Genomic DNA, 13,664 nt, shown 5'->3' with positions numbered 1-13,664 from the left:
GGCTCGGACGTCGTGGTGGTGAGTGCCTCAGTAGGCGGACGAGTTGTGGGCGTCGAGCTGGTGGACCTCGTTGCCGTTCAGGGCCGGCGAGAAGACGCAGACCAGGCGCAGGTCCTCGTGGGGGCTGGCGACGAGGTAGTGGGCGTCGTGCCGGTCGAGGGCGTACATCCGGCCGGGGACTATCTCGTGGGTGGTGCCGTCCAGCTCGATGACCTCGCCGGAGCCGGCGATGCAGTAGCACGCCTCCAGGTGGTTGACGTACTCCAGGCGCGACTTGGTACCGGCCAGTACGACGGTGTCGGTGAGCGTGTAACCGAGGCCGTCGTCGGCGAGGAGGAAGCGGCGGCTCAGGCCGTTGCCCCACTCGACGGTCTTCACGGACTCGATGTCGCGGACGATCATGGCTGTCTCCTGATCTGTGAATGGTGTGCGGAGGGACCTGATGAGGGAGGGGTCTTTGCCGTGCCGGTCCGGCACCGGGTACGACCGGTGCTTACGCGGGCCGTACCGAGCGGACGAACTCCCGGAAGGCGCCGGGCAGATCACGCCCGTCCTGCTGCGCCCGCTCCACGGCGGCCACGGCGGCGGAGCCGATGACGGCGGCGTCCGCGCCGCTCGCGCCCACCGCTTCGACGTCCTGGCGGGTGCTGACCCCGAAGCCGACTGCGACCGGGGCCGCGGTGTGCTCCCGCAGCTGCGCGACCGTCCGCGCGAGCGCGCCGTGCCCGGCGGCCGGCGCGGTACCGCTGCGCCCGTAGTGGGCGACGAGGTACAGGTAGGCGGTGGCGTCCGCGGCGGCCCGGGCGCGGGTCGCGTCCGGGCTGGAGGCGTAACAGGTGGTGACGACCGGGAGCGCGGCCGCCGCGGCCGACTCCAGGTACGTCGCGCGCAGCCTGGGCGGCAGCGCGTGGACGAGCAGCGCGTCCGCCCCCGACGCGGCGATGTCACGGGTGGCGGCGGCCGGGTCACGGTGCCCCAGGGAGTACCTCCAGTCGGTGAGCAGGGCGATCCGTGTGTGCGTCAGGTGGGGACGTACGTCCGCGACGAAGGCGAGGACGTCGTCCAGGGCGGCCCCGCCCCGCTCCAGGGCCCGGCTCGCGGAGCGCCGGATGACGGGGCCGTCGGTGACCGAGTCCGGGAAGGGCACGGCCAGTTCGAGGCAGTCCACGCGCTCCTCGTCCAGCATCAGGACGAGGTCGCGCAGGACCGGGAGCGGCGGGTCTCCCGCATTCAGGAACAGGGCGAGTCCCGGGGCGCCGCCGGGGGCCCGCCGGCCGGGGAAGAAGGGCGCCGCGGTGGGGGCCGGGGTGCTAGACACGGGCCACCGCCGCGCGCGGGGACCCGGCCGCGAGGCGCCCCGCGAGGTCTGCGGCCGTGCCGGAGCCGATCGCCCCGTCGGCGAGGGCCACCGCCGAGGGCCAGCTGCGGCCGGGGGCCGCCGCGACGATCAGGGCGGCCGCGCCGAGGGCGACCGTGCGCCGGGCCACCGGGCCCGCGTCGCCGGCGAGGACGGACAGGAAGTGCGGGACGGCCCCGGCCGGGTCGCTCACGGGGCGCAGGTCCTCGAAGGAGCCCTCACCCGGGACGAGTTCGCCCGGTCGGATGACGCGGGTGGCCGACCGGTCCCCGTAGACGGTGTTGACGGCGAAGGGCAGCAGCTCGTCGGCGCCGGTGTGGTTGGCGGTGAGCCAGATCCGCCGGGTGGTCGTCGTGGCGGCCAGTTCGCGAAGGGTGTCGAGGGGCGCGGCCGCGCTGACGCCGGTGACCTGGGCCGTCACCGGCAGGTCGGCGAGGAACGGCCCGAGCGCGTTCAGGAACCGCCCGAACGGTTTCATGGCCAGCGGGGCCACGGTCCGCGCGAGGCGGGTCAGCTGCGCCGGGTAGACGAAGGGGCCCGCGAAGGCGATCCCGTACTCCGCGAGGACGTCCTCGGTCTGGGTGTAGGAGGACGTCAGCCGCACCCCGAGCCGCTCCAGCAGGTCGACGGAGCCGAGCGCGCTGGTGTAGGCGCGGGAGCCGGTCTTGACCACCTTCACCCCGGCCGCCGCGGCGACGAACGCCGCGGCGGTGGAGACGTTGAAGGTCGCGGGACCGCCGCCGGTGCCGACGACGTTCACGGTGTCCTGCCAGGGGCCGCCCGCCCTGGCCGGCGGCCTGCGCTCCGCGAGGGAGTCCAGCAGGTGCCGCAGGGTGTCGTGGCCGGGGAGCCGGCTGGTCAGCGAGGACAGCAGGCCGACGGCCTGCGCGCGGTCGAGACCGCCGGCGCCGAGTTCGTCCCACCAGGACCGCCATGTCTCGCGGCCGATCGGGGCCTTGCGTTCCAGCAGGCCGGCGAGTGCCTCGTGCACGGTTCCTCCTTCCTTGCGCGTGGGTGCTTCGGTGAACGGGTCAGGCCGCGGCGCGGGCGTGGGTGATGAAGTGGTCGATGGCCTCGACGCTGCGGAAGTTCTCGGGGTCGAGGTCGGCGTCCCCGACGGCGAGTTCGAAGCGGTCCTCGACCCAGGCGATCAGCTTGAGGACGCCCAGGCTGTCGATGACCCCGTCGTTGAGGAGGTCGTGGTCGGCGGCGAGTTCGGCGGGGGCGGTGCCGGGGAGGAATTCGCTGATGACGAAGTTCTTGATGGTGTCGATGTTGCTCATGATCGGGATCCTTCGGCGGGAGACGTGGTGGTGAGGGCGGTGAGCGGGGTGATCCGGTCGAGCGCCTTGCGGTCGACCTTCCCCGTGGCCGTTTTGGGCAGCGGCTCGTCGGTGAGCGTGAGCTGGGTGGGGACGGCGCCCCGGGGCAGGTTGCGGGCGCAGTGCCCGCGCAGTTCCAGGACGGTCAGCGTGGAGCCGGGGACCCGTCGGGCGGCGGCGACGAGCTTCTTGCCCGCGATCGGGTCGGGCCGGGCCGCGACGCCCGCCTCCAGTACGCCGGGGTGCTCCTGGAGCACCCGTTCGACCTCGGCGGTGTTGACGGCGACGCCGCGCACCTTGACCTGGAAGTCGGTGCGTCCGGTCAGGTGCAGGGTTCCCTGCGCGTCGCGGCGTACGAGGTCGCCGCTGCGGAACCAGCGGCGCTCGTCCAGGCCGAGCGGGTGGGCGGTGAACTTGTCGGCGTGCCGGGACCGGTCGAGGTAGCCGCGCGTCTGGAAGGGCGTGTGGACGAACAGCTCGCCGGTGCCGGCCCCTTCGACGACGGTGTTCGTCTCGGGGTCGACGAGGAGGGCATGCACGCCGGGCAGCGGGCGGCCGATCGGCACCGGGGGCGGCGCCGCCGGGTCGACCTCGTGGACGAAGCTGTCGTTGGTCTCCGTACAGCCGTAGATGTTGTGGATGCGCGCCCCGGGGAAGAGGGCGGGCAGCGCGGCGTAGGTGCGGTCGGGCAGGGCGTCGCCGGTGAACATCACGTGGTCGACGCCCGGAAAGGTGGCACCCTCCTTGGCGGCCGCGTCCTGGAGCAGACCGAGTGCCATCGGGACGGCCTGGACCACGTGGACGTCGTGCCGGACGATCAGGTCGAGCAGGTGGCCGCCGTGGGTGGCGCGGGCGGGATCCACCAGGACGACCCGGCCGCCGCGCGCGAGGGTGGTCCACACGTCCAGCAGGCAGAGGTCGAAGTTGAGGGGCGCGTAGTTGAGGACGGTCCGGCCGGGGCCGATGCCGAACGCGGGGCCGGCCCACGCTCCGAAGCGGTCCAGCGCCTCCCGGCCGAGCGGGACGATCTTCGGGAGGCTGGTGGATCCGGAGGTGGTCAGCATCAGCGCCACCTCCGCCGCCTCCTCGGGCGGCAGCGGTCTCGCCCCGGTCAGCGGGTTGGGCGCGACGCGGGCGCCGGCGCCGCCCGGCGCGAGGACGTGGACGCAGCCGGCCTGGGCGAAGAGGTCCGCGAGCAGGCTGTCGGCGAGGGCCGGGGAGGGCAGCAGCACGGGTATCCGGCTGAGCAGGCAGGCCAGTACGAGGGCCACCGCCGCCGGGGACTTGTCGGCGAGGACACCCACCGGCTCGCCGGGGGCCAGGGGCAGCCCGGCCAGGCGCTCCTGTTCCCGTCCGGCCCGTTCGTACAGCTCGCGGTAGCCGGTCGCCTCCCCGTTGAAGAGCAGGGCGGTGGCGTCGGGCCGCTCGCGCACCTGCCGCAGGAAGCCGTCGGTCAGTGCCTCGGGGACCACGGGCGCCTCAGGCATCGGCTCCCCCTCGGGCGAACTCGATCCAGCCGCCCTTGACGGCGACGCCCGCCTGCGTCTTGCAGGTGAAGCGGACGACGTGGGCCCGGGCGTCGGGCTGCAACACGATCTCCAGCGGGACGCCGGGGAGCACGGGGGCCGAGAAACGGCAGCCGAGACCGCGGACCCGCGCCGCGTCGCCGCCCGCGAAACGGTCCACCGCCTCCTCGACGGCCAGCGCGACGACGCCCATGCCGTGGGCGATGACGGTCTCGAAGCCGGCCTCGCGGGCCGCCGCCGCGTCCAGGTGGATGGGGTTCAGGTCGCCGGAGGCGTGGGCGTACGCACTGATCCAGTCGGCGGTCGGTTCGTGCGTCGCGGTCTGCGGCTCGCCCGCGCCGAGCGGGGCCGGTGCGGCGGCAGCGCCCGTGATGTCGCCGAACGGCTCCAGCGCGGTGGCGCCGACGAGCAGGGCGGAGATGACCAGTTCCGCGAACGGCTCAGGCCCGTCCTGCCCGTACAGGCGCACGCGCAGGGCGATGCGGGCGCCGCGCGGCTCCTTGCGTACGCCGAGCAGGTCGAGCCGTACGGTGACCCGTTCGCCGGGGCGGACCGGCCGCAGCAGGCGGATGTCCTGGCCGAGGTGGACCACGGAGACCGGGCCCGCTTCGCCGGCCGTCAGGGCGGCGACGGTGTCCTCGGCGACGGCGTGGGCGAGCACGAAGGCGTGGACGGGCGAGGCCTGGCCGGGTTCCGCGGGCGCCAGACCGGGCCGGGCGGCGGCGCGGTAGGCGGTGATCTGGGCCTCGCCGACCGTCAGGGTGCGGACCGGCGGGGGCAGGAGCGGTGAAGGGGGTGCCGAGGTCATGCCGGCACCACCACGACGGAGGAGTTGTGGCCGCCGAACCCGAAGGAGTTGCTGAGTGCGGGTCCCAGCCGCACGGCGCGGGGTGCGCCGTGGACCACATCGATGTCCATTCCTGGCTCCAGCTCTTCGTGGTTGGCGGTGGGCGGCACCTCGCAGCGCCGCATGGCTTGCACCGTGGCGATGAGTTCGACGGCTCCGGCGGCGCCGATGAGGTGCCCGATGACGGACTTGGGGGCGGTGACCGGCGGTTGGGCGGTGCCGAACACCTTGGTGAGGGCGGCGGCCTCGGCGCGGTCGTTGTGGGGCGTGGAGGTGCCGTGCGCGTTGACGTGGACGATGTCGCCGGGGTCCAGGTCCGCGTCGGCGATGGCCGAGGCCATGGCCGCCGCGGCGCCCGCCCCGTCGGGGAGCGGCATCGCGAGGTGGTGGGCGTCGGCGGTGGCCGCGTACCCGGCGACGAGCCCGTACGTCTTCGCGCCGCGCGCTTTGGCGTCGTCGAGCCGTTCCAGGACGACGAATCCGGCGCCCTCCCCCATCACGAACCCGTCGCGGTCCTTGTCGAAGGGCCGGGAGGCCCTTTCGGGCCGGTCGTTGCGCAGCGAGACGGCGTTGAGGTTGCCGAAGCCGGCCAGGGTGACGGGGGTGAGGGTGTGCTCGCAGCCCCCGGCGAGGACGAGGTCGGCGCGGCCGGTCTGGAGCAGCAGCAGGGCGTGGCCGATGGCGTCGGCGCCACTGGCACAGGTGTTGGCCAGCGTGAGGGCGGGGCCCGTCCAGCCGAGCCGCATGGCGATCTGGGCGGCGGCGGCGTTGGGCATCGTCATCAGCGGCATCAGCGGGTTGACCCCGGCGGGGCCGCTCTCGCCGTAGTGCGCCGACTCCAGGTCGCTGGTGGCGCGTCCGCCGACGGCGTTGCCGACGACGATGGCGGTCCGGCCGGCTTCGGCGGCGGGTGCGCCCGCGTCGCGGTGGGCGGCGAGGGCGGCCAGGGTGCCGTAGTGGGCGAAGGGGTCCATCCGGCGGGCGTCCTTCGCGGGGAGCAGCCCGGCGAGTCCGTCGAGTCCCCGGACGCGGCAGCCGATCCGTACCCGGTGCCGGCTGAGGTCGATGTGCGTCAGCTCGGCCGCGGTGGAGCGGCCGGCCCGCAGTGTGGCCCACAGGTCGTCCGGGCTGCATCCGCCGGGGGTGACCACGCCCATACCGGTGATGGCGACCGCCGGCCGTACCGAACTGCCCCTGGACGATCCGGGCATCTGTGCTCCCCCTGGAGTGAGGTGGTGGGACGAAGTGGCGCGCGGGAGGGCGGTCAGATGATCCGGCACTCGCGGGCGGAGGTGATGAACGCGTCGGCGGCGAAGTCGATGTCGGCCGTCGTGTGGGCTGCGGTGATGGCGATCCGCAGCCGGGCCAGGTCGTTGGGGACGGCCGGGGTGACGACGGGCAGGCCGATGACGCCGTTCTTGCGGCAGGTGGTCGCGTAGTCGTAGGCGGCGGTGTCGGAGCCGGCGATGATCGGGACGACGGCGGTCTCGCTGTCGACCGTGCTCATGCCCGCCGCGTGGAGCAGTCCGCGGAAGCGTTCGGCTTCGCGCTGCACGAACTCGACGCGTTCCGGCTCCCGCTGGAGGATGCGCAGGGCCTCCAGCGCGGCGGCGGCCTGGGCCGGGCCGAGGGCCGCGGAGAAGAGGAAGGGCCGGGCCGCGTACTTGAGGTGGTGGATCAGGTCGGCGGAGCCGGCGACCCAGCCGCCCATGGAGGGGATGGCCTTGGAGAGGGTGCCGAGTTTGACGTCGACCTTCACCTCGTAGTCGAAGTGCTCCTCGATGCCCTTGCCGGTGGCGCCGATGACTCCGAGGGCGTGGGCCTCGTCGACCATCAGCAGCGCGTTGTGGGCGTCGCAGACCTTGCGCAGGTCCACGAGGGGGGCGATGTCGCCGTCCATGGAGTAGACGCTGTCGACGATGACCAGGCGCACCCCGGTGTCGGGGGCGGCGGCCAGGCGGCGGTCCAGGTGGCCGGGGTCGTTGTGGCGGAACCGGGTGACCGTGGCACCGGAGAGCTTGCAGCCGTCGACGATGCTGGCGTGGTCGTACTTGTCGATGAAGACGGTGTCGCCCGGTCCCACGAGGGCGCCGACGGTGCCCACGTTCGCCGCGTAGCCGGAGCCGAACACCAGGGCGCGTTCGCGGCCGGCGAACCGGGCGACCTCGGCTTCCAGGTCCTCGTGCAGCGGGGTCGAGCCCGCCAGGGCGCGCACCCCGTGGTTGCCGGTTCCGTAGAGGTCCAGGGCGGCCTTGGCCGCCGCGACGACGCGCTCGTCCCCGGCGAGGCCGAGGTAGCTGTAGCCGGACATCATCAGCAGGCGCTGGCCGTCCTGGTCGGCGTACGCGGAATCCCGCTCGACGGTGTAGGCGACGAAGCTGTTCTTGCGGACGGGCTCGTACTCCAAGGACCGGACGCGGTCGCGGAAGTAGGCCAGCTTCGGCTCCAGACGGGCCCAGGCTTCGGTTGCGTTCACGTTCATCTCCTCGTCGTGATCGCCCGGCGGACACGGAACTCCATCGGCGCCCTGCCGTCGTTCCGGACGAGCTCTAGTGGAATTCGATTAACACCTGCGGGGCGCAAGAGCGACGCAACAGCGGGACGCGAAAAGGACGAAAGCGAATCCCGACTCCGTGCGTTCCCCATTTGTTGTTGACATGCGGAGAAGTGGCGCGTGTATGTTCGCAGCGCACAAGACCAGGGGGACACGGCCGGTATCCCGGCAGTTTCGGAGGGTACACAGTGCTGATCAGACTCGTAGGACTTGTCACGATCGAGCCGTCGGGAGCGCCCTCGCGGCATCTCTCCGGCGCACAGGCACAGGTGGCGTTCGCTCGGCTGGTCATCGAGCGGGCGGGCGGTACGGAGCGGGACCAGCTGGCGGAAACCGTGTGGCCGGAGGGGTTGCCCGACACGTGGGCCTCCGCGCTGCGCAGTGTCGTCAGCCGGGTGCGGACGTTCGTGACGATGCCTCAGGACGAGCCCGGTGAGGCCGCATTGGTGGCGCAGGGCGGGCGGTACGTGCTGCGCGTGCCCAAGGACGCGGCAGTGGACGTGGAGTGCGCGGAGCTCGCGGTGACGGAGGCGACCTCCGCGTTCGCGGAGGGCGCGTTCGCGGTGGCGCAGCAGCTGGCGTCGGGCGCGGTGTCGAACCTGCGCGGGTCCTTCCTGCCCTCGCACGAGGGCGAGTGGGTCAACGCGATGCGCGAGCAACTGGAGGAACTGCGCCTGACGGCATTGGAGCTGGCGAGCCTTTCGTCCTCCGCGCTCGGTGACGAGCACCACGCCCTGCGCTACGCGGAGGAGGCGGTGCGGCGGGCCCCGTTCCGGGAGAGCGCGTACCGGTGCCGGATGACGGCGCACAAGCGCGCCGGCAACCGGGCCGAGGCGCTGCGCAGTTACCACCAGCTGCGCCGGGTCCTGGCGGAGGAGCTGGGCACGGATCCGGCGCCGGAGACGGAGGCCGCGTACCTGGAGATCCTGCGTACGCCGCAGCCCCGCGCGCCGCAGCGTCCTTCCGCAGTCCTGGACCCGTTCCTGATGGGGGTGTTCGAGGTCGGCCGGACCGTTTCGGGCCCGCGGCCGTGCACCCTCGGGCGCGGTTGCGCCACCCATCGCGGGCACGGCGCGGCCCAGTCCCCCGCCGCTTCTCCCGCCGCGTAGGCCCTCCCCGAACGCCGTACCGCGGCCGGCCGGCCGCGGTACGGCGTTCCGGCGTGCCCGTGGGCACGCCGGAACGCCGGGGCACACCGGGCCCGCCGGGGCAACCCGAGCGGCCCCGGCCCCCTGGGACAGGGGGCCGGGGCTGGTGTCCGGGACGGCAGGACGCGCACGCGTCAGGTGATGGAGACTCCGCTGTCGATGCTGATGACCTGGCCCGTCATGCAGTCCTGGTCCAGGAAGAGGCCGGCGCTGCGGGCGACCTCCTCGACCGTGACGAAGCGCGGGATGGGCGCCTTGCCCTCCATGCCCTCGATGACCCGTTCCGGAAGGTCCTTCGTCATACCGGTGATCATGAATCCGGGGGACAGCGCGTTGACGGTCACGCCCCGGCGGCCGCATTCGGCCGCGAGGGTGCGGGTGAAGCCGATCAGGCCCGCCTTGGACGCCGAGTACGCCGTCTGGCCGGCGGTGGCGATGATGCCCGACGGCGAGACGATGTTGACGATCCGGCCCCACCTCTGGCGCAGCATGGCCGGGACCGCGGCCCGGGCCGTGTGGAAGGACCCGATCAGATTGGTCTGGATGACCTGTGCCCAGTCCGCGGGGTTCTGCATCGCCATCAGGCTGTCCTTGCGGATGGCCCCGTTGTTGACGAGGACGTCCACCGGTCCCAGCGCCCCGGTGATCTCGGCGTAGATCCCCTGGACCGTCTCCCAGGAGCCGACGTCGCCGGTGACCAGAACGGACGGGTTGGTCAGTTTCTCCTGCACCGCAAGCGCCGCGTCCCGCGAACTGTTGTAGTGGACGGCGACCCGGCAGCCGAGCGCGTCCAGTTCCAGCGCCAGGGCCTGGCCGAGGCCGCCCGAGGCGCCGGTGACCAGCGCGACCGGCGCCTCGGGCCGTACGCCCGTGCTCTTGTTGCTCATGCCGCCCTTCCGCCCCATTCCATCAGGATCGAGCCCCATGTCATGCCGGCGCCGAACCCGGCCAGCAGGACCGTGTCCCCGGCCTTGATGCGTCCCGCGTCGAGGGCTTCGGTCAGCGCGATCGGGATCGAACCCGAGGCCGTGTTGCCGTACTTCTCCAGATTGGTGATCAGCGCTTCCGGCCGCAGTCCGGTGTGGGACATGATCGAGTTGATGATGCGGATGTTGGCCTGGTGCGGTACGACGTGGTCCACGTCGGCCGCGTCCACCTTCGCGCTCTCCAGCGTCTCGCGCACCGTGCGGACGGTGTAGCGGACGGCGTTGAGGTAGATCTCGTTGCCGTTGATCTGCGCGTAGTGCAGTCCCGCCGCCACGGTCTCGGCGGTGGCGGGCATCCGGCTGCCGCCCGCGAGCACCTTCAAGGAGCCGGTGCAGGAGCCGTCGGCGCCCAGGTTCCAGGCCTTGACCCGGTTCTCGGGGCCGGGCTGGAGGACGACGGCGCCCGCGCCGTCGCCGACGAGGATGGACAGGTCCCGGTCGGCGGGGTTGGCGGTCAGGGTGTGGGTGTCGGAGCCGATCAGCAGGATCGGCCGGGGGTCGATCGCGATGAGCGCCATCGCGGAGACGAGCCCGTACACGAAGCCCGCGCACTCGGAGTTCACGTCGTGGGCGCTGCCGGCGATGCCGAGTTCGTGGTGGACGAACGCGGACGTCGCCGGGGACGGCTGCTCGGGCGTCGCCGTGGCGACGATCAGGTGGGCGATGTCGGCGCCGGTCAGGCCCGCCTTGTCCAGAGCGCGCCGGCCGGCCTCGACGGCCAGGGAGACGGTGGTCTGCCCCGGGTCAACGGCCCGCCGCTCACGGATGCCGCAGCGGCTGACGACCCAGTGCTCGTCCACGCCGAAACGCTCGGCGAGTTCCGCGCTGGTGACGATGCGCTCGGGTACGGACATGCCCCACCCGGTGATGTCGAAGCCGGTCACGTGATTCCTCGCTATGCCTGGGCCGGGACGAGATCGACGATCTTCGCGTAGACGTCGCGCAGCGTCGTCGTGTCGTCGAGGTCCGCGAAGAGCGTCTCGTCGGCCGGGATGTGGGGGTACTTGGTCTGGAAGCCGTACAGCCACTCCATGAGGTCCAGCGAGTCGACGTCCGTGATGTGCTGGAGCGGGGCGTCGGGGCTGACCTCCGCGGCGCCGGAAACGGCCTCCAGCTGGCTCGCGAGCTCTTCGATGGTGGGCAGCGACATGGGGTCGGTCCTCTCTCGACGGTGCGGCCCGGGAGCCGCGTCGTTCTTTTCGAGAGCGATGAAAGCCCCGCGGCCGCAAGGAAGACGCAACATGCCGGGGGCCGTGGACGCCCCTCGCCTTTTCCCCGCCTTTTCCCTCCCTTTCACCCTCCTTTTGGTACGGACCGGGTACCGGGCGGGCTCGTGTTGCGTGCGCCTTGCGGGGGATCCGTTTTCCTCGGAAGGAATTCGGCACGGACGGCCAGAGCCGCCCTTCCCGCTCGCAGGAATGAGGATTCAGATGACAACGGTCGCCCCCAGGACGGTGGACCCCGAGGTCGATGCGATCAGGCACCACTACGAGGTGAGCAACGACTTCTACCGGCTGCTCCTCGGCCCCACGATGATGTACTCCGGCGGCTACTGGAACGAGGGCGAGGACCTCGTCGGCGCGCTGGACGAGGCCCAGGAGCGCAAGCTCGACACCTTCGCCGACCTCGCGAACGTCCGCGCCGGCGGCGTCAAGCGGGTGCTGGACATCGGCTGCGGCTGGGGCACCATGCTCCACCGCCTCACCACCGTGCACGGCGCCGAGGAGGCCGTCGGCCTGACGCTGTCCCGCACCCAGGAAGCCTTCATCGACGCGCTGGGCAACCCGCGCATCACCACGCTGGTCAAGAGCTGGGCGGACTACACGGTCGCCGACGACGGCGAGAAGTACGGCGCGGCGTTCTGCATCAACGCGCTGGAGCACTTCGTCTCCTCGAACCTGCCGCCCAAGGAGCGCACCAAGCGCTACCGCTTCTTCTTCCAGCAGGTCGCCAACACCCTCGTCCCCGGGGCGAAGTTCGTCCTGCACACCATGACCGCCGAAGCCCTGCCGATGAACCGCGCGCTCCTCGACGACTTGAAGTTCCTCCAGCGCTCCGAGTTCGCCAGGTGCCACATCCCGCACCTGCACGAGCTCACCGCCGGCGCCGAGGGCCTCTTCGAGGTCGACGAGATCGTCAACGAGCGCGAGTCGTTCGCGATGGCCTGCCGCGCCTGGCTGGTGCTGCTCGCCGAGCGCCGGGACGAGGCCGTGGCCATGGAGGGCGAGGAGGTCGTCGCCCGCTTCGAGCGCTACCTCGACATCTTCGCGTACACGCTCGAAGACAAGTTCTTCAACAACTTCCGCGTGACCCTCACGCGCCGCTAGGAGGCCGACGTGACGAGCATTCTCGAACCGGCCAGGGACGGCGGAGCCCGTCCGACGGCCCAGGCCTCCTCCGGGGGCCGCGGACCGGCCCGGCACCTGAGGGTCGCGGTCATCGGTACCGGGTTCTCCGGCCTGGGTACCGCCATCCGGCTGCTGCAGTCGGGCATCGACGACTTCCTCGTGTTCGAGCGGGCCGACGAGGTCGGAGGCACGTGGCGCGACAACAGCTATCCGGGCTGTGCGTGCGACGTCATGTCCCACCTCTACTCCTTCTCCTTCGCCCAGAACCCGAACTGGAAGTCCACCTTCGGCAAGCGGGACGAGCTGTACGCGTACCTGCGCGACACGGCCGACCGCTTCGGGGTCCGCCCGCACATCCGCTTCGCGCACGAACTGCTCTCCGCCCGCTGGGACGAGGGCGAGAGGCACTGGCGGATCGAGACCTCTCAGGGCGACTACACCGCCCAGTTCCTGGTCACCGGCACCGGCTACCTGAGCGAGCCGGCCGTCCCCGACATCAAGGGCCTCAGCGACTTCGAGGGCAAGGTGTTCCATTCCTCGCGGTGGGACCACGACCACGACCTCACCGGCCGGCGCGTCGCCGTCATCGGTACGGGCGCCTCGGCGATCCAGTTCGTACCGAAGATCCAGCCCGACGTGGAGCGCCTCGACCTCTACCAGCGCACGCCCCCGTGGGTCGGCCCGAAGAACGACAAGGCGACCACGGCGTTGCAGGCCAAGCTCTTGCGCTCGGTGCCCGGCTACCAGAGCTTCCGGCGCAACTTCAACATGTGGGGCCGCGAGATCCTGGCCTTCGTGATGGCCCGCCCGAAGGTCGCGGGGAAGATGCAGAAGATGGCCAGCGACCACTTGAAGAAGTCGGTCCCGGACGAGGCCCTGCGCGCCAAGCTGACCCCCGACTACGTGATGGCCTGCAAGCGGCTGCTGTTCTCCAACACCTGGTACCCGGCGATCCAGCAGCCCAACGTGGACCTGGTCACCGACGGGATCGCGGAGGTCCGCGCCAAGTCGATCGTGGGCCGCGACGGGGTGGAGCGCGAGGTCGACACCATCATCCTGGGCACCGGTTTCCAGGCCACCGACCGCCCGGTCGCGCGCCGGGTCTTCGGCCGGGACGGCGTACAACTGCGCGAGGCCTGGCAGCGCGAGGGCATGTCGGCCCACCGCGGGACCACGATCGCCGGCTTCCCGAACCTGTTCATGCTGCTCGGTCCGAACACCACCCTGGGGCACTCCTCGCAGGTCGTGATGATCGAGGCGCAGATCAAGTACGTGGTGGACGCGCTCAAGCAGGCCGAGAAGCGCGGGCTGTCCAGCGTCGAGGTGCGCAAGGAAGCGCAGCAGGCCTACAACCAGGCGCTCGACGCGAAGCTCGACGGTTCGGTGTGGAACGCGGGCAACTGCAAGAGCTGGTACCTCGACGAGAACGGGCGCAACCCCTCCATCTGGCCGACGTACACCTGGCGCTTCCGCCGCCAGACCAAGCGCTTCGACCTGAGCGAGTACCAGCTCGCTTCACAGGTGCGCACCGCCGCCCCGGCGACGCACCAGTAGGACTCCGGCAGGCATGAGAAAC

14 protein-coding genes are annotated in these 13,664 nt (G+C 71.9%); 3 read left to right on the top strand and 11 right to left on the bottom strand.

The genetic code is table 11. The features are described 5' to 3' along the window. Nucleotides 1–27: 27 nt before the first annotated feature. The 8 genes from OG861_RS28650 to OG861_RS28615 form a co-directional block, all read right to left on the bottom strand. The gene (locus tag OG861_RS28650; RefSeq protein WP_329192649.1) at nucleotides 28–402 is read right to left on the bottom strand and encodes an ectoine synthase; all 375 of its coding nucleotides are present in this window, start codon (nucleotides 400–402) and stop codon (nucleotides 28–30) included. Nucleotides 403–493: 91 nt separating this feature from the next. Next, nucleotides 494–1,318: a tryptophan synthase subunit alpha gene (gene trpA / locus OG861_RS28645; protein ID WP_329192650.1), complete on the bottom strand. Its 825-nt coding sequence runs from the start codon at nucleotides 1,316–1,318 to the stop codon at nucleotides 494–496. Further along, nucleotides 1,311–2,348 (bottom strand): hypothetical protein, encoded by a 1,038-nt coding sequence (locus OG861_RS28640; protein WP_329192652.1) that lies wholly within the window; start codon nucleotides 2,346–2,348, stop codon nucleotides 1,311–1,313. Before OG861_RS28640 ends, trpA begins: the two co-directional genes overlap by 8 nt. 40 nt (nucleotides 2,349–2,388) lie before the next feature. Then, complete coding sequence (locus OG861_RS28635; RefSeq protein WP_329192653.1) at nucleotides 2,389–2,640, bottom strand: acyl carrier protein; 252 nt, start codon at nucleotides 2,638–2,640, stop codon at nucleotides 2,389–2,391. Then, nucleotides 2,637–4,166 (bottom strand): AMP-binding protein, encoded by a 1,530-nt coding sequence (locus OG861_RS28630; RefSeq protein WP_329192655.1) that lies wholly within the window; start codon nucleotides 4,164–4,166, stop codon nucleotides 2,637–2,639. Before OG861_RS28630 ends, OG861_RS28635 begins: the two co-directional genes overlap by 4 nt. Further along, nucleotides 4,159–5,013: a MaoC/PaaZ C-terminal domain-containing protein gene (locus tag OG861_RS28625; RefSeq protein ID WP_329192657.1), complete on the bottom strand. Its 855-nt coding sequence runs from the start codon at nucleotides 5,011–5,013 to the stop codon at nucleotides 4,159–4,161. Before OG861_RS28625 ends, OG861_RS28630 begins: the two co-directional genes overlap by 8 nt. Next, nucleotides 5,010–6,263 carry a beta-ketoacyl-[acyl-carrier-protein] synthase family protein gene (locus OG861_RS28620; RefSeq protein ID WP_329192659.1) on the bottom strand — a complete coding sequence of 418 codons (1,254 nt, stop codon included), beginning with the start codon at nucleotides 6,261–6,263 and terminating at the stop codon, nucleotides 5,010–5,012. Before OG861_RS28620 ends, OG861_RS28625 begins: the two co-directional genes overlap by 4 nt. A gap of 53 nt (nucleotides 6,264–6,316) precedes the next feature. Next, nucleotides 6,317–7,528, bottom strand: a complete 1,212-nt coding sequence (locus OG861_RS28615) for an aminotransferase class I/II-fold pyridoxal phosphate-dependent enzyme (RefSeq protein ID WP_329375191.1) — start codon at nucleotides 7,526–7,528, stop codon at nucleotides 6,317–6,319. 347 nt (nucleotides 7,529–7,875) lie between these two features. On the opposite strand from OG861_RS28615, the gene OG861_RS28610 reads away from it, so the two are divergent. Next, nucleotides 7,876–8,715, top strand: coding sequence for an AfsR/SARP family transcriptional regulator (locus OG861_RS28610; protein WP_329192664.1), 840 nt, complete (start codon nucleotides 7,876–7,878; stop codon nucleotides 8,713–8,715). Between the two features lie 173 nt (nucleotides 8,716–8,888). Here OG861_RS28610 and OG861_RS28605 read toward each other — a convergent pair whose 3' ends face one another. Genes OG861_RS28605 through OG861_RS28595 form a run of 3 tightly spaced genes read right to left on the bottom strand, consistent with a single transcriptional unit; the run spans nucleotide 8,889 to nucleotide 10,890 of the window. Next, entirely contained in the window at nucleotides 8,889–9,641 is a 753-nt protein-coding gene (locus tag OG861_RS28605; RefSeq protein WP_329192666.1) for an SDR family NAD(P)-dependent oxidoreductase, read from the bottom strand. Further along, nucleotides 9,638–10,624, bottom strand: coding sequence for a 3-oxoacyl-ACP synthase III family protein (locus OG861_RS28600; RefSeq protein ID WP_329192668.1), 987 nt, complete (start codon nucleotides 10,622–10,624; stop codon nucleotides 9,638–9,640). The genes OG861_RS28605 and OG861_RS28600 overlap by 4 nt, the downstream gene beginning before the upstream one ends. 11 nt (nucleotides 10,625–10,635) lie before the next feature. After that, nucleotides 10,636–10,890, bottom strand: a complete 255-nt coding sequence (locus OG861_RS28595) for a hypothetical protein (RefSeq protein WP_190183911.1) — start codon at nucleotides 10,888–10,890, stop codon at nucleotides 10,636–10,638. Between the two features lie 280 nt (nucleotides 10,891–11,170). Here OG861_RS28595 and OG861_RS28590 point away from each other — a divergent pair, with 280 nt between their 5' ends. Together OG861_RS28590 and OG861_RS28585 are read left to right on the top strand one after the other, a co-directional pair. Then, nucleotides 11,171–12,067, top strand: coding sequence for a class I SAM-dependent methyltransferase (locus OG861_RS28590; RefSeq protein WP_329192673.1), 897 nt, complete (start codon nucleotides 11,171–11,173; stop codon nucleotides 12,065–12,067). Nucleotides 12,068–12,076: 9 nt separating this feature from the next. Next, nucleotides 12,077–13,642, top strand: a complete 1,566-nt coding sequence (locus OG861_RS28585; RefSeq protein WP_329192675.1) for a flavin-containing monooxygenase — start codon at nucleotides 12,077–12,079, stop codon at nucleotides 13,640–13,642. The last annotated feature ends 22 nt before the right edge of the window (nucleotides 13,643–13,664 follow it).

It is taken from the genome of Streptomyces sp. NBC_00539 (assembly GCF_036346105.1).
Classification (GTDB): domain Bacteria; phylum Actinomycetota; class Actinomycetes; order Streptomycetales; family Streptomycetaceae; genus Streptomyces.
The sequence above is the reverse complement of the archived record's forward strand: the minus strand, read 5'-3'. Positions and strand labels throughout refer to the sequence as shown.